We start from the raw sequence: 14,711 nt of genomic DNA, 5'->3' as shown, positions 1-14,711 counted from the left end.
CGATGGACTGGCGCAGGGACTGGCTGATCTCGGAACGCTCCGAGCCGGCCACGTCGGTGAAGCGCGAGGAGGAGAACTGGTCGCCGTCACGCACTTCGAAGCGGTAGATGTCGCTGGTGGGGTTGTACCTGAAGCTGTAGTCGCGCTCGGCGCTGACCATGAAAGCGTAGTTGTCCATGACGAACGTGTCGTTGTCATAGCTGGTCGGACGCCATTGAGAAGCGGAGAAGGTCATGGGCATGCCCCTTCGTTCTCCCTAATTGCTAGGGAGTTTGCTTGAAGTATAGCCGCAGAGAATTCTGCTGGGTCGGCCCACGCTTTGGAACTGTACTATAAATTACTCTTGGTGGGCCGGGCTGGCGGGGAGTTCTATTGGCTGAGCGCCAAGGAACGTGAATTTGATACAAACGGCGAAGGTGCCGTGTCTTGCTAATGGCGGACAGATGATTGCTTATTCAGGCCATCGGGTTCATGACTGCAGAGCTTGTGTTCAAAACTTGGCGCAAAACAAAAGTAATTGTGTCGTATATTTGGTGTGCTTGCGAAATTCCTACCTATTCATGGGTAGAGCCGTCCGTCCGGGGCAAGATTTGCCGCCGAAAATGCAGAATCAGACTAAAGTCCGTCCATAGGACTGCCCCAGCTCCGCCGAAGGTCCGTGTCCGAGGCGCGCTGGAGCGGCTCGGCCGGATTCCGGCCTCGTCCGACCCCGTGGCGAGATGCCGGCCCACCTCCCTTCCGCCCGTCGCCCCCTCGGGCGATAGGCGATGGAGCGTTAAGGCAAATCCATCTCGTGATCGCCGCAGGGTTTGCGAAGCGGCGCCAAAACCCTTAAGTCATGCCCAACAGACAGGAGGCGTCGTCGCCTCGCCGCAAGGGTCAAGCTTCATGGCCGTCGTTCTCGATATCCTCAACCGGGACAGCCGTCCCCGCCATCCGGAAAAGGCGCACCGGCCGGACCAGCCCGTCCAGCAGCGTAAGCCCGACTGGATCCGCGTGAAGGCGCCGGGCTCACCCAAATGGGCCGAGACCAACAAGATCGTGCGCGAGAACAAGCTCGTCACCGTCTGCGAAGAGGCGGGCTGCCCCAATATCGGCGAGTGCTGGGAGAAGAAGCACGCGACCTTCATGATCATGGGCGACACCTGCACGAGGGCCTGCGCCTTCTGCAACGTGAAGACCGGCATGCCCCAGGCCCTGGATCCGCTCGAGCCCGAGAACGTGGCGAAGGCCGTGGAGAAGCTTGGCCTGGAGCACGTGGTCATCACCTCCGTGGACCGGGACGACCTCGCCGACGGCGGCGCCCAGCACTTCGCCGACGTGATCCACGCCATCCGCGCCCGCTCCCCGAAGACCACCATCGAGATCCTGACGCCGGACTTCCTGCGCAAGCCCGGCGCGCTGGAAGTGGTGGTCGCGGCCAAGCCCGACGTGTTCAACCACAATCTCGAAACCGTGCCGTCCAAGTACCTGAAGGTGCGGCCGGGGGCCCGCTACTTCCACTCGATCCGCCTGCTCCAGCAGGTGAAGGAGCTCGATCCCACCATCTTCACCAAGTCCGGCATCATGGTCGGCCTGGGCGAGGAGAGGAACGAGGTGCTCCAGCTGATGGACGACCTGCGCTCGGCGGATGTGGACTTCATGACCATCGGCCAATACCTGCAGCCGACCCGCAAGCACCACCCGGTGATCCGCTTCGTCACGCCGGACGAGTTCAAGGCCTTCGAAACCACGGCCTACGCCAAGGGCTTCCTGCTGGTCTCCTCGACCCCGCTGACGCGCTCTTCTCACCATGCGGGCGAGGATTTCGCCAAGCTGAAGGCGGCGCGTCTCGTCAAGCTCGCCTGATCGACGGGTGACGATGCGGCGCATCCTCGTCATCGGCAGTCCCGGCGCGGGCAAGAGCACCCTGGCCCGGCGTATCGCCGAGCGGCTCGACCTGCCCCTGATCCATCTGGACCGGGAATATTTCGGTCCTGATTGGATCATGCCATCCCGGGCGGAGTGGCGGGAGAAGGTCGCGCAGCTCGCGTCCCGTCCTGCCTGGGTCATGGACGGGAACTACTCCAGCACCTTCGATATCCGGGTGCCTCGCGCCACCGACATCGTATGGCTCGACATTCCCCGGTGGCGCTGCCTGACCGGCGTTGCGTGGCGCGTGGCGAAGAATTACGGCCGCGTCCGGGGCGACCTGGGCCCAGGCTGCGTGGAGCGCTTCGACTGGTCCTTCATGCGCTGGGTCTGGTCCTATCCCGACCGGATGCGCGGCAAGACGGCGCGTCTCCTGGAGCGACTAAGAGCCCGGCAGCGCGTTTATATCCTGCGCTCGCGCACCGAAATCCCGGCCCTAGAGGCCGAACTTGTTTCTTACCGAGGGGCCGCCTGAATGCCGACCTTTCGCACCACACGACCCGTGAGGCACAGCCCGGATCAAATGTTCGCCCTCGTGGCCGACGTGGAGCGCTATCCCGAGTTCCTGCCGCTCTGCGAAGACCTGCGCGTTCTGCGCAAGGCTCAGAGCGGGGACGGGATCGAGACGCTCGTCGCCTCCATGACCGTGGGCTACAAGGCCATTCGCGAGAGTTTCACCAGCCGGGTGACCCTCGATCATCCGCGCCTGAAGATCGCGGTCGAGTATGTGGACGGACCGTTCAAATATCTCGAAAACCGCTGGACCTTCCGGCAGACCCCGACCGGCTGCGACGTCGAATTCTACATCAACTACGAATTCAAGAGCTTCGCTCTCGGGCTTCTGATGGGCTCGGTCTTCGACAAGGCGTTCAGGAAATTCGCGGAAGCCTTTGAAGAAAGGGCGGAAGTCGTCTACGGCGAACCGTCCCCCGCCCGCGCCTGATCAGCCGAGGGCCTGCTCCAGGAGGCCGAGAGCCTCCTCGACGGCGCGCGCCCGAACCTTTTCCCGCCCGAGATCGCCGTAGTGCCGCTCCAGGTGGATCGTTGCGGCGCCCTTGCGGGTCACAGCAAAGTGGACGAGGCCGACCGGCTTCGCCGCGCTGCCCCCGCCGGGTCCGGCAATTCCGGTGATCGCCACGGCCACGTCCGCCCGGGAATGTGCCAGGGCACCCTCGGCCATGGCCCGCGCCACGGGACCGCTCACCGCCCCGTTGGCGGCGATGAGGTCGGCGGGAACGCCGATCAGCTCCGTCTTGGCCTCGTTGGAATAGGTGACGAAACCGCGTTCGACCACCGCCGACGAGCCGGCGATCTCGGTCAGGAGGGCGGCGACGAGGCCGCCGGTGCAGGACTCCGCCGTCGCGATCTTCAATCCCTGGGCCTGGTACGACTTCAGCAGAGCGGCAGCGCGCGTCTTCAGGTCGGGTGTCATGATTCAACCTCCGGCAGGCGGATGGTGGCGGCGGCCTGCGCCGCGATGCCCTCGCTGCGGCCGGTGAAGCCGAGCTTCTCGGTGGTCGTCGCCTTGAGGGAGACCTGATCGAGGCGCAAACCCGCGATCTCCGCGATCCGCGCGCGCATCGCCTCGCGGTGGGGGCCGAGGCGGGGCTTTTCGCACAGGAGGGTCGTGTCGAGGTGGTCGATCAATCCGCCGCGCGCCCTGACCAGCCCCGCCGCGTGGGCCAGGAAACGGTCGGAGGACGCGCCTTTCCATTGCGGGTCGCTCGGCGGGAAGTGGGTGCCGATATCGCCGTCGGCGAGAGCCCCGAGCACCGCATCGGTGAGGGCGTGCAGAACCACATCGCCGTCGGAATGGGCCAGCACGCCGCGATCGTGCGGCACCCGGATTCCCCCAAGCCAGACATGGTCGCCCTCCGCGAAGGCATGGACGTCGAAGCCGGTGCCGAGGCGGGTTACGAAAGTCATGCTGTGGCCTTTCAGGCGCCTCTCGGCCTCGGTGAAATCGGCCGGATGGGTGATTTTGACGTTGTCCCGGTCCCCGTCGAACACCTGAACGGCAAGCCCGGCCCATTCCGCCAGGGCTCCGTCGTCGGTGAAGGCGTGGAGGTTTGCGGCGGCGGCCTTGCGATGGATCCCGATGACGAGGTCGAGCGGGAAGGCCTGGGGCGTCTGGACCGCCCGCAGCGTCGAGCGATCCGGGGTGGAAACGACCTCGCCGCGCGCGCCGGTGACCTTGATCGTGTCGGTAACCGGAACGCCCGGAACGCTCGCGCCGGAGCGGCCGGCTTCGATGGCCCTGCCGATCAGGCCCGCACTGACGAAGGGGCGGGCCGCATCGTGAATGAGGACGGTCTCGGCCCCGGTGGTCGCCAGGGCTTCGAGGCCGTTCCTGACCGAATCCTGCCGGGTTTCGCCGCCATAGGCGACCGGGAGCAGGCGGCCGGTCAGGTCCGGCTCCAGCCTTTCGACGCTTGCCCGGTAGAGATCCTCGTCATCGGGATCTATCACCACGGCCGTATGATCGATCTCGGGATGAGCGAGGAAGGCCCGCAGCGTCCGCGTGAGGACAGGCTGTCCGGCGAGGGGGCGGTATTGCTTGGGAGCCCCTTCACCGGCTCTGGATCCCCGTCCGGCGGCAACGATGAGGGCGACGACTGACATGCAGGGAGGTTCTCCGTGACCTGCGCACTCCTACGCACCGAAGCCTGAGAAGGCAAACCCGGAACTCCCGAAAACGTGTGGCTTCGCCGGGTGGGACAGGTTTCCGCAGGGACTTGTGCTCGTCGCACTTTTGGCTATTGATTAGGCAGAATGAGAAGTGATCAAAAATTAGGCGCAACGGGTTTCGACGTCGGTCCGGTCAGGGTCGACCCGGCGACCGTGCTGGCGCCCCTGTCCGGGGTCACGGACGTGGTCTTCCGGCGCATTGCGAAGCGTCTGGGGGCGGGCCTCGTCGTGTCGGAAATGGTCGCGTCGGACGAGCTCGTAAAGGGCTCGGACGAGGCGCAGCTGCGGGCGGAGGGCGCGGGAATCGAGCCTCATGTGGTTCAGCTCGCCGGCTGCGACCCGGCCTGGATGGCCCGCGCCGTCCGGGTGGCCGAAGACGCCGGGGCGCGGATCATCGACATCAACATGGGCTGCCCCGCCAAGCGGGTGATCGGCGGCTATGCCGGATCGGCCCTGATGCGGGATCTGGACCATGCCTGCCGCCTCATCGAGGCGACGGTGAAGGCGGCCGGCGTTCCGGTTACGGTCAAGATGCGTCTCGGGTGGGACGACAGGAGCATCAACGCCCCCGAACTCGCCCGCCGGGCGGAGGCGCTGGGCGTGAAGGCGGTCACCGTCCACGGGCGGACGCGGCAGCAATTCTATAAGGGGCGGGCCGACTGGACCGCCATCGCGCCCGTGGTCCGGGCCGTCGGAATTCCGGTCATCGCCAATGGCGATATCGGCACCCTGGAGGATGCCCGCGCCTGTTTGGCCGCTTCGGGCGCTGCCGCCGTGATGATCGGCCGCTCGGCGGTCGGCCGTCCGTGGCTCGTCGGGCAGATCGGTTCCGCGCTGCAGGGCAGGAGCCTTCCCGAGCCGTCTTCCGAGGCCAAGGCCGAGATCGCCGTCGAGCATTACGAGGGTCTGCTCTCGCTTTATGGGGAGCAGGTCGGCATCCGCCATGCGCGCAAGCACCTTGCGGCCTACGCGGATGCGGCCATCGCCGCGGGGGTGAGGGTTCCGCAGGCGGTCAGAACGGCACTCGTCACGTCCGAGGAGCCGAGGACCGTCGTGTCTCTCCTGCGCAGCCTCTACACGGATATGGATCGGGAGGCCGCATGACGATCGCCATGAACGACCTGATCATGAACGCGCTGCCGCTTCCGGTGCTGACCATCGGGCCGGAGCAGCGGGTGCTGCATGCCAACGCGGCGGCCGAATCCTTCTTCGAGATGAGCCTGCGGATGATGCAGCGCCAGACCCTCGGCGATTTCCTGCCCTTCGGCTCTCCCGTGATGGCCCTGGTGGAGGACGTGCGCCAGCGCGGCTCCAGCGTCAGCGAGCACCGGATCGACATCGGCAGTCCCCGACTCGGCGCGGAGCGGATCGTCGACGTCTTCGCGACCCCGCTGGGCGACGACAGCGACAGCGTCGTGGTCATGCTCCAGGAGCGGACCATCGCGGACAAGATGGACCGGCAGCTCACCCATCGCGGCGCGGCGCGCTCGATCACGGCGCTGGGGGCGATGTTGGCCCACGAAATCAAGAATCCGCTTTCGGGGATCCGCGGCGCCGCCCAGCTCCTCGAACAATCCGCCCCCGAGGACGACCGGGTCCTCACGCGCCTCATCTGCGACGAGACGGACCGCATCGTGAAGCTCGTCGAACGCATGGAGCTGTTCGGCGAGGACCGGCCCGTGGAGCGCGGGCCGGTCAACGTCCACGGCGTGCTCGACCATGTGAAGCGCCTCGCTCAATCGGGCTTCGCCCGGCACATCCGCTTCGTCGAGAACTACGATCCGTCCCTGCCGCCGGTGCTGGGCAACCGGGACCAGCTCATCCAGGTGGTGCTGAACCTCGTGAAGAACGCGGCCGAGGCCATCGGTATCGACGCCTCCGAGGGGGAGATCTCGCTGAGCACGGCGTTTCGCACCGGCGTGCGGCTTCACGTGCCGGGTTCGCAGGAGCGCCTGAGCCTGCCGATCGAGCTGAGCATCAGCGACAACGGCCCGGGCATTCCGCCCGAACTGGCGACCGATCTGTTCGAGCCTTTCGTCACCACCAAGGTGCAGGGCAGCGGGCTGGGTCTGGCCCTGGTCGCGAAGATCGTGGGCGACCACGGCGGCATCGTCGAATGCGATCCGGCGCCCAGACGCACGACTTTCCGAATTCTCTTGCCGATGCACCGCGCCAATGACGGTCGCGCGGCCGATTTGTGAGGCTGAAGCCTATGCCGAGTGGACAGATTCTCCTTGCCGATGACGATGCCGCGATCCGAACCGTCCTGAACCAGGCCCTGTCGCGGGCGGGATACGAGGTCCGGTCCACCAGCAACGCCGCGACCCTCTGGCGCTGGGTGGCTCAAGGGGAGGGCGACCTCGTCATCACCGACGTGATGATGCCGGACGAGAACGCCTTCGACCTCCTGCCCCGCATCAAGAAGCTGAGGCCGGAACTGCCGATCATCGTCATGAGCGCCCAGAACACCTTCATGACGGCGATCAAGGCCTCCGAGCGGGGCGCCTACGAGTACCTGCCCAAGCCCTTCGACCTGAAGGAACTCGTGGCCGTGGTGGGCCGGGCGCTGTCGCGACCCCGGGCCCTGTCCAATCCGAACCCTGCCGTGGAGAACGAGGACATTCCCCTCGTCGGGCGCTCGCATGCCATGCAGGAGATCTATCGGGCCCTGGCCCGGCTGATGCCGACGGACCTGACAGTGATGATCACCGGCGAATCCGGCACCGGAAAGGAGCTCGTGGCAAGGGCTCTGCACGATTACGGCAAGAGGCGTCAGGGGCCGTTCGTCGCCGTCAACATGGCGGCGATCCCGCGGGAGCTGATCGAATCCGAGCTCTTCGGCCATGAGAAGGGCGCGTTCACGGGAGCGACCGCACGCAGCACCGGCCGGTTCGAGCAGGCCGAGGGCGGCACCCTGTTCCTGGACGAGATCGGCGACATGCCCATGGAGGCGCAGACCCGCCTCCTGCGGGTGCTCCAGCAGGGCGAATACACCACCGTGGGCGGGCGGGTGCCGATCAAGACCAATGTCCGCATCGTCGCCGCGACGAACAAGGATCTGCGCGTCCTCATCCAGCAGGGCCTGTTCCGGGAAGACCTGTTCTTCCGGCTCAACGTGGTCCCCCTGCGCCTGCCGCCCCTGCGCGAGAGGATCGAGGACATTCCGGACCTGGTGCGCCACTTCTTCGTCCTCGTGGAGAAGGAGGGGCTGTCCCGCAAGCAGGTGGATGTCGAGGCCATGGACCGGCTGAAGCGCTACCGCTGGCCGGGCAACGTGCGCGAGCTCGAAAACCTCGTCCGGCGCCTCGCCGCGCTCTATCCGCAGGACACGATCACCGGCGCGATCATCGACGCGGAACTGGACGCCCAGCCCATGCCGCTGCCCGTCACGGCCGGGAAGGCGGCCGAGAGGCAGCACGAATCGGAGGGCCTGTCCGACGCGGTGGAACGCCACCTTGCGGAATACTTCTCCGGGTTCCGGGACACGCTTCCGCCGCCCGGCCTCTATCACCGCATCCTGCGGGAGATCGAGGGGCCGCTGATCGGTGCCGCCCTGGCCGCCACCCGGGGCAACCAGATCCGGGCCGCGGAGCTTCTGGGGGTCAACCGCAACACCCTGCGCAAGAAAGTGCGGGACCTGGAGCTGTCCGTGGTGCGCTCGGCTCGGTAGTCGTCCAAGCTGTAATAATTTGACCACACTGTTGTGTTGGTGCATCACCCATAAGGAGGCGCCGGACGACGGCGCCTGATTTGCGGGGCCCGTCTTGACCAGCCAAGACCTCAATGCACAGCGCCATGTGGCGGACAGCTCTCAGCGGAGCTTCGGCCTGCTGGGGCCCGTCGCCGTCCTGACGGCGCTGGGCTCGGCGCTCACGACATTCCTCGTCCTTTCGGGCGCGACACCGATCCTGCCGACCCACGACGTGGTCGTATGGGTCTTCATCCTGAACGGAAGCCTGATCGTCCTCCTGATCGGGATCGTGGCGTGGCAGACCAAGAGACTGATGCGGGAGCGCCGCGCGGGTGCCGCTGCGGCAGGGCTCCATGTCAGGATCGTCAGCCTGTTCAGCCTCGTCGCGGTACTGCCGGCCATTCTGGTGGCCATCGTGGCGACCGTGACACTGGAGCGGGGGCTCGATCCCTGGTTCACCAGCTCGATCCGCGAGCTGATGACGAACACGGTGGAGATCGCCAAGTCCTACCGGGAGATGCAGTGCCGCACGCTGGCGCGCGAGACCCAGCTCATGGCGGCGGACCTCAACCGCGCCAAGGTCCTCTATGACGCTGACCGGGCGGTCTTCAAGGATTTCATGCAGTCCCGTGCCGTCTTCCTCGGATTCCCCCTGGCGATGATCCTGGAGCCCAACGGCACCGTCGTCGAAAGGATCGAGGTGAAGCCCCTTGAGGGCGTGCCGCAGCCGAGCGCCGCCGATCTCGACGATTCCAACAGCAGCGACGCCCTCTGCATCTTCCCCCGGGACGGCAACATCTTCCGATCCATGCTGACCCTGGAGGCCCATGGCGGTCGCGTTCTTTACGTGGCCCGAGAGGTCGATCCTCGCGCGGTCGAGTTTCCGCCGGTCGCAGAGGCGGGCATGGCCTTCTATGACGCTCTCGACCAGAAGAAGGCCGGCATCCAGATCGCCTTCGCCTCCATGTTCACGCTGATCGCATTGATCGTGCTGCTCTCCGCGATCTGGTTCGGCCTCACCTTCGCGAACCGTCTCGTCTCGCCGATCCGGCGGCTGATCCATGCCACCGATCAGGTGGCGACCGGGAACTTCTACGTTCAGGTGCCGGTGCGGCGCGGCGAGGGCGACCTCGCGCATCTGGGCGAGACGTTCAACAAGATGACGTCGGAGCTGCGCCACCAGCACGACCGGCTCATCGCCGCCAGCGATCTGATCGACCGCCGCCGCCGCTTCACGGAAGCGGTCCTCGCCGGCGTCTCGGCCGGCGTCATCGGCGTCGATGCCGGCGGGACGATCACCATCGTCAACCCCTCCACGGAGGCGCTTCTCGGCATCGGCCGGGACGAGCTGCTGGGGCGCTCGATCACCCTGGTTCTGCCGGAGGTGGCGGATCTGGTGGAGGAGATGAGCCACGGGCGCCAGCGCCTGATGCAGCGCCAGATCCAGATCACGAGACGCGGCAAGGAGCGGACCATCAACGTCCGCGTCACCTCCGAGCAGGCACGCAGCGACGTGCGGGAGCTCGTCATCACCCTCGACGACATCACGGACCTCGTTTCGGCGCAGCGGACATCCGCCTGGGCCGATGTGGCCCGCCGCATCGCGCACGAAATCAAGAACCCGCTCACCCCGATCCAGCTCTCGGCCGAGCGCATCCGCCGGAAGTACGGCAAGGTCATCACCACCGACCGCGATGTCTTCGACCAGTGCACGGACACCATCGTCAGGCAGGTGGACGACATCAAGCGGATGGTCGACGAGTTCTCGTCCTTCGCACGGATGCCGAAGCCGACCATCGGGAACGAGGATCTGGTTGAGACAATCCGTCAGGTGGTCTTCATGATGCGCATCGCGCATCCGGAGATCGAATTCACGGATGACGTGCCGGCCGGGCCGGTCGTCGCGCCCTTCGACCGCCGCCTTCTCTCCCAGGCCTTCACGAACATCGTCAAGAACGCGACCGAGGCCATCGAGGCCGTGCCCGAGGAGGAGCGCGGCCAGGGGAGGATCTCCGTGGTCCTGGACGATACCCATCCCGAGTATCTGATCCTGGCGGTGACCGATAACGGCAAGGGCTTTCCGGTAGAGGGCCGGCAACGGCTCCTCGAGCCCTACATGACCACACGCGAGGGCGGCACGGGGCTGGGCCTGCCTATCGTGAGCAAGATTCTGGAAGAGCATGGCGGGGGCATGGAGCTTGTCGACAACCCTGCCGGCAGGGGTGGACAAGTCCGTATGTGGATACCAAAGACGAAGCATGTTGCAGAGGAAGAGACATCGGTCGCCGCCGCCCGGACCGACTCTCGCGGGGCGCGCCAATGAGTGCTGATATTCTCGTCGTCGACGACGAAACCGACATCCGCGAGCTTGTAGCGGGCATCCTCGAGGACGAGGGGCATCGCACCCGCACGGCCGGCACGTCCGACGAGGCTCTGGCCTCCATCGAGGCGCGACGTCCCCACCTCGTGTTTCTCGACATCTGGCTTCAGGGGAGCCGGCTCGACGGGCTGCAGGTGCTCGACCTCATCAAGGCGCAGCACCCGGACCTGCCGGTGGTGATGATCTCCGGGCATGGCAACATCGAGACCGCGGTCTCCGCCATCAAGTCAGGGGCCTACGACTTCATCGAGAAGCCGTTCAAGGCGGACCGGCTCGTGCTGGTGGCCGAACGGGCGCTCGAAGCCTCCCGCCTCAAACGAGAGGTCCGCGACCTCAAGGCACGCTCCGTCCAGGCGAGCCGCATCGCGGGCCGGTCGATCGTGATCAACCAGCTCCGCCAGGCGGTGGAGCGGGCCGCGCCGACCAATGCGAGGATCATGATCACCGGTGCCCCGGGCTCCGGCAAGGAGCTCACGGCACGAACCATCCACAGCCTTTCCACAAGGGCCAACGGACCGTTCATCGTTCTCTCGGCCGCCACCATCACGCCGGAGAACATGGAGGCCGAGCTCTTCGGCATGGAAGGCGAGGAGGGCAGGGGGCGCCGCGTCGGAGCCCTCGAGGAGGCTCATGGCGGTACCCTCTATCTCGACGAGATCGCCGACATGCCGCGCGAGACCCAGAACCGCATCCTGCGCGTGCTGGTGGATCAGAACTTCCAGCGGGTCGGCGGCACGACCCGCGTCCATGTGGACGTCCGCATCATTTCCTCCTCCAGCCGCGACCTTCCGGCCGAGATATCCGCAGGGCGGTTCCGCGAGGATCTTTTCCACAGGCTCGGCGTGGTGCCGATTCGCGTGCCGTCGCTCGCCGAGCGGCGGGAGGACGTGCCCGAGCTGATCGAGTTCTTCATGGACCAGATCTCCGCCGCCACAGGCCTGCCGAAGCGAAAGATCGCGGACGACGCCATGGCGGTGCTCCAGTCGCACGACTGGCCCGGCAACGTCCGCCAGCTGCGCAACAACGTCGAGCGTCTGCTGATTCTCGGTTCCGGCGACCCGGAAGCGGCGATCACGGCCGAAATGCTGCCCTCGGAGATCGGGACCCTGGTTCCGACGACGCCCGGAGGGTCGGGCGGCGAGAAGCTCATGAGCCTGCCGCTGCGTGAGGCGCGAGAGATCTTCGAACGTGAGTATCTTCTGGCCCAAATCGCCCGATTCAGCGGAAATATCTCGAGAACCGCCGAGTTTATCGGGATGGAGAGGTCTGCTCTCCATCGGAAGTTGAAATCGCTGGGCATCGGCGGCTAGGCCATATCCACGGAAAATATGCTCTAATGGGGTAGATCGGCTACGATCCCCCTTGCGTAACGGTAATGTTCGCCCTGTAATAAGTGTGCCGGTCACCGACCGCACGTATGCGGACAACCATATAGGCGGCCCCATAGCCAAGACCGGCGGCGATGGGCTGGCGAGGCAACTTCAATGGCGGGCGATCGCGCGCAGAATCTCCAGGACACCTTTCTCAACTACGTCCGGAAGAACAAAATTCCCTTGACGATCTTCCTCGTGAACGGCGTGAAGCTTCAGGGCGTCGTCACGTGGTTCGACAATTTCTGTGTGCTCTTGCGTCGAGACGGGCACTCCCAGCTCGTCTACAAGCATGCTATTTCTACCATTATGCCAGGACAGCCCGTTCAACTGTTCGATCAGATTGACGAGGCAGGCGAGAAGGCCTGAGGTGACGGAACCGCGCACTCCGGGGGAACATCGTCTCGTCCAGCTGGCCGAACCTGAGAAAGAGGTTGCGGCGGGCACAAGGACGCTTGTGATCGGGCCTTACATGACCCGCCGGCGGCGTTCGTCCGCGGTTTCGGGGGACGGCGGAGCCGAGGAGAGCAATCCGCGTCCGCCGGAGGCGCGCCTCGACGAGGCAGCCGGTCTGGCGGCGGCCATCGATCTGACCGTCGTGCGCTCTCTGATTACACCGCTCGCGGCGGCCCGCCCCGCCACCTATATCGGCAGCGGCAAGGTGGACGAGCTGGCGGCCCTGATCCGGGCGGAGGAGATCGGGCTCGTGGTCATGGACTGCGCGCTCAGCCCGGTCCAGCAGCGCAACCTGGAAAAGGCCTGGGGAGCGAAGGTTATCGACCGCACCGGCCTGATCCTCGAAATCTTCGGACGTCGTGCACGGACCAAGGAGGGCACGCTCCAGGTCGAACTGGCGCATCTGTCCTATCAGAAGGGGCGTCTCGTGCGCTCCTGGACCCACCTGGAACGCCAGCGCGGCGGCTTCGGCTTCCTCGGCGGCCCCGGCGAGACGCAGATCGAGGCCGACCGGCGCCTGATCCAGGACCGGATGACCCGGATCGAGCGGGAACTGGAGACGGTCGTCAAGACGCGCTCCCTGCATCGGGCCAGCCGGCGCAGGGTGCCTTATCCGATCGTGGCGCTGGTGGGATACACCAATGCCGGCAAGTCCACCCTGTTCAACCGCATGACCGAGGCCGAGGTTCTGGCCGAGAACATGCTGTTCGCCACCCTCGATCCCACCTCCCGCGCCATCGACCTCCCGCATGGGGAGAAGGCGATCCTGTCCGACACGGTGGGATTCATCTCCGATCTGCCGACGATGCTGGTCGCCGCTTTCCGCGCGACCCTGGAAGACGTGGTCGAGGCGGACGTGCTTCTTCACGTGCGGGACGTCTCCCACGGGGAGACGGAGGCTCAAGCCGGGGATGTGGCAGTCGTGCTTCGCGAGCTCGGGATCGATCCCGACGACACGAGGCGCATCATCGAAGTCTGGAACAAGGCGGACCTTCTCTCGCCCGAGGATCGCGAGAGGCTGGCGGTCACGTCGAGCCGCACGGACGACGAGCGGCGCCCGATCCTGATTTCCGCGCTGACGGGCGAAGGCATCCCGGAGCTTCTCTCGACCATCCAGGAGCACCTGGCCATGGGCCGCCTTAGCTACGAGGTGGATGTCGCACCCGAGGACGGGCAGGGGCTGGCCTGGCTCCACGAGAACACGGAGATCCTCGATCGCCGGACCCTGGAGAACGGGCATACGATCCTTCAGGTGAGGCTCGGGTCCGGCAAGGAGCCGCGCTTCCTGAACCGTTTTCCGAACGCCCGCGTCCTATGAGGGCGAGCCGGCTCCGCGCTCGGCAGCCTTCGCCTCGACCCAAAGCTCCTCCATCTCGTCGAGCGACGCGTCTTCAAGCGACCTGTTCCGTTGATCGAGCGCCCGCTCGATCGCCCTGAAGCGGCGCTCGAATTTCGCGTTGGTCCGCCGCAGGGCCGTTTCCGGGTCGATGTCGAAATGACGGGCGAGATTGGTGACGGCGAAGAGCAGGTCGCCGATTTCGTCCTCGATCTTGTCCCTGCTGCCGGATGAGGCGGCTTCCTTCACCTCGTCGAGTTCCTCGTGGATTTTGTCGATCACCTGCGCGGGATTGGGCCAATCGAACCCGACCTTGGCCGCCTTCGCGGTGAGCTTCTGTGCCCGGGTCAGCGCCGGCAGGACCGAAGGAATGCCGCCAAGGAAGCCCGCCTCATGGCCTTCCACGGGAGCCCCCATCGACTCCCGCGCAGCCCGGCGCTCGGCCTTTTCCTCGCGTTTGATCGCGTCCCAGAGGGTCTTAACCTCTTCCGGCGAGAGATCCTTCCCGTCGCCGAAGACGTGCGGATGGCGCCGGATGAGCTTCTTCGTGATGGCTTCGACCACATCGGGGAAGGCGAACGCGCCTTGCTCCTCGGCCATGCGGGCATGAAACACCACCTGCAGAAGCAGGTCGCCCAGTTCCTCCTTCAGATCCGCCAGATCGCCGCGCTCGATGGCGTCCACCACCTCGTAGGCTTCCTCGATGGTGTAGGGGGTGATGGATGCGAAGGTCTGCTCCAGGTCCCATGGACAGCCCGTGCCCGGCGTGCGAAGCGCCGCCATGATGTCCAGAAGGCGGGAGATGTCGGAGGAGGGCTTCATCCGGAGATCCTGATGGTTGGCGGCCGTTGCGCAGGCGCAAGCCTTAGCCTCAGTCGA

The 14,711-nt window shown here is 65.8% G+C and carries 14 protein-coding genes; 10 read left to right on the top strand and 4 right to left on the bottom strand.

The features are described from left to right. The coding region (locus ACFOYU_RS05400; RefSeq protein WP_377032755.1) for a hypothetical protein at nt 1–235 on the bottom strand (235 nt) is incomplete at its 3' end. Between the two features lie 653 nt (nt 236–888). Here ACFOYU_RS05400 and lipA point away from each other — a divergent pair. Genes lipA through ACFOYU_RS05385 form a run of 3 tightly spaced genes read left to right on the top strand, consistent with a single transcriptional unit; the run spans nt 889 to nt 2,854 of the window. Continuing rightward, nucleotides 889–1,848, top strand: a complete 960-nt coding sequence (lipA, locus tag ACFOYU_RS05395; protein WP_377032754.1) for a lipoyl synthase — start codon at nt 889–891, stop codon at nt 1,846–1,848. 13 nt (nt 1,849–1,861) lie between these two features. Continuing rightward, on the top strand, nt 1,862–2,386 hold the full coding sequence (locus ACFOYU_RS05390; protein WP_377032753.1) for an AAA family ATPase: 525 nt from the start codon (nt 1,862–1,864) through the stop codon (nt 2,384–2,386). After that, nucleotides 2,387–2,854 (top strand): type II toxin-antitoxin system RatA family toxin, encoded by a 468-nt coding sequence (locus ACFOYU_RS05385; RefSeq protein WP_226742374.1) that lies wholly within the window; start codon nt 2,387–2,389, stop codon nt 2,852–2,854. Here ACFOYU_RS05385 and ACFOYU_RS05380 read toward each other — a convergent pair whose 3' ends face one another. Beyond that, on the bottom strand, nt 2,855–3,343 hold the full coding sequence (locus ACFOYU_RS05380; protein ID WP_377032752.1) for a CinA family protein: 489 nt from the start codon (nt 3,341–3,343) through the stop codon (nt 2,855–2,857). Continuing rightward, on the bottom strand, nt 3,340–4,533 hold the full coding sequence (locus ACFOYU_RS05375; protein ID WP_377032751.1) for a bifunctional 2-C-methyl-D-erythritol 4-phosphate cytidylyltransferase/2-C-methyl-D-erythritol 2,4-cyclodiphosphate synthase: 1,194 nt from the start codon (nt 4,531–4,533) through the stop codon (nt 3,340–3,342). The genes ACFOYU_RS05380 and ACFOYU_RS05375 overlap by 4 nt, the downstream gene beginning before the upstream one ends. 150 nt (nt 4,534–4,683) lie before the next feature. Here ACFOYU_RS05375 and dusB point away from each other — a divergent pair, with 150 nt between their 5' ends. The 7 genes from dusB (at nt 4,684) to hflX (ending at nt 13,814) form a co-directional block, all read left to right on the top strand. Next, the gene (gene dusB, locus ACFOYU_RS05370; RefSeq protein WP_377032750.1) at nt 4,684–5,703 is read left to right on the top strand and encodes a tRNA dihydrouridine synthase DusB; all 1,020 of its coding nucleotides are present in this window, start codon (nt 4,684–4,686) and stop codon (nt 5,701–5,703) included. After that, the gene (locus ACFOYU_RS05365) at nt 5,700–6,800 is read left to right on the top strand and encodes a nitrogen regulation protein NR(II) (RefSeq protein ID WP_226742378.1); all 1,101 of its coding nucleotides are present in this window, start codon (nt 5,700–5,702) and stop codon (nt 6,798–6,800) included. The genes dusB and ACFOYU_RS05365 overlap by 4 nt, the downstream gene beginning before the upstream one ends. 11 nt (nt 6,801–6,811) lie before the next feature. Then, nucleotides 6,812–8,269 carry a nitrogen regulation protein NR(I) gene (ntrC, locus tag ACFOYU_RS05360; protein WP_377032749.1) on the top strand — a complete coding sequence of 486 codons (1,458 nt, stop codon included), beginning with the start codon at nt 6,812–6,814 and terminating at the stop codon, nt 8,267–8,269. 94 nt (nt 8,270–8,363) lie between these two features. Beyond that, a complete protein-coding gene (locus ACFOYU_RS05355) occupies nt 8,364–10,613 on the top strand; it encodes an ATP-binding protein (protein WP_377032748.1) in 2,250 nt (749 codons plus the stop codon). Then, on the top strand, nt 10,610–11,980 hold the full coding sequence (locus ACFOYU_RS05350) for a sigma-54 dependent transcriptional regulator (protein WP_226742381.1): 1,371 nt from the start codon (nt 10,610–10,612) through the stop codon (nt 11,978–11,980). Before ACFOYU_RS05355 ends, ACFOYU_RS05350 begins: the two co-directional genes overlap by 4 nt. A gap of 174 nt (nt 11,981–12,154) precedes the next feature. Then, entirely contained in the window at nt 12,155–12,409 is a 255-nt protein-coding gene (gene hfq / locus ACFOYU_RS05345) for an RNA chaperone Hfq (RefSeq protein ID WP_114188605.1), read from the top strand. A 1-nt stretch (nt 12,410) separates the two neighbouring features. Next, nucleotides 12,411–13,814: a GTPase HflX gene (hflX, locus tag ACFOYU_RS05340; protein ID WP_377032747.1), complete on the top strand. Its 1,404-nt coding sequence runs from the start codon at nt 12,411–12,413 to the stop codon at nt 13,812–13,814. Here hflX and mazG read toward each other — a convergent pair. Beyond that, nucleotides 13,809–14,654, bottom strand: coding sequence for a nucleoside triphosphate pyrophosphohydrolase (gene mazG, locus ACFOYU_RS05335; RefSeq protein ID WP_377032746.1), 846 nt, complete (start codon nt 14,652–14,654; stop codon nt 13,809–13,811). The two genes, hflX and mazG, sit on opposite strands and share 6 nt — an antisense overlap. Between the last annotated feature and the right edge of the window lie 57 nt (nt 14,655–14,711).

This window comes from Microvirga sp. GCM10011540 (assembly GCF_042650665.1).
GTDB lineage: Bacteria > Pseudomonadota > Alphaproteobacteria > Rhizobiales > Beijerinckiaceae > Microvirga > Microvirga lenta.
This window is presented reverse-complemented; position numbering and strand designations above follow the sequence as displayed.

Excerpts from the sequence above, each read along its gene's own strand:
- ACFOYU_RS05350 (WP_226742381.1), top strand. The coding sequence starts at position 10,610 with ATGAGTGCTGATATTCTCGTCGTCGACGACGAAACCGACATCCGCGAG.
- hfq (WP_114188605.1), top strand. The coding sequence starts at position 12,155 with ATGGCGGGCGATCGCGCGCAGAATCTCCAGGACACCTTTCTCAACTAC.
- mazG (WP_377032746.1), bottom strand. The coding sequence starts at position 14,654 with ATGAAGCCCTCCTCCGACATCTCCCGCCTTCTGGACATCATGGCGGCG.
- ACFOYU_RS05375 (WP_377032751.1), bottom strand. The coding sequence starts at position 4,533 with ATGTCAGTCGTCGCCCTCATCGTTGCCGCCGGACGGGGATCCAGAGCC.
- ACFOYU_RS05365 (WP_226742378.1), top strand. The coding sequence starts at position 5,700 with ATGACGATCGCCATGAACGACCTGATCATGAACGCGCTGCCGCTTCCG.
- ACFOYU_RS05390 (WP_377032753.1), top strand. The coding sequence starts at position 1,862 with ATGCGGCGCATCCTCGTCATCGGCAGTCCCGGCGCGGGCAAGAGCACC.
- ntrC (WP_377032749.1), top strand. The coding sequence starts at position 6,812 with ATGCCGAGTGGACAGATTCTCCTTGCCGATGACGATGCCGCGATCCGA.
- dusB (WP_377032750.1), top strand. The coding sequence starts at position 4,684 with ATGAGAAGTGATCAAAAATTAGGCGCAACGGGTTTCGACGTCGGTCCG.
- ACFOYU_RS05380 (WP_377032752.1), bottom strand. The coding sequence starts at position 3,343 with ATGACACCCGACCTGAAGACGCGCGCTGCCGCTCTGCTGAAGTCGTAC.
- ACFOYU_RS05385 (WP_226742374.1), top strand. The coding sequence starts at position 2,387 with ATGCCGACCTTTCGCACCACACGACCCGTGAGGCACAGCCCGGATCAA.
- lipA (WP_377032754.1), top strand. The coding sequence starts at position 889 with ATGGCCGTCGTTCTCGATATCCTCAACCGGGACAGCCGTCCCCGCCAT.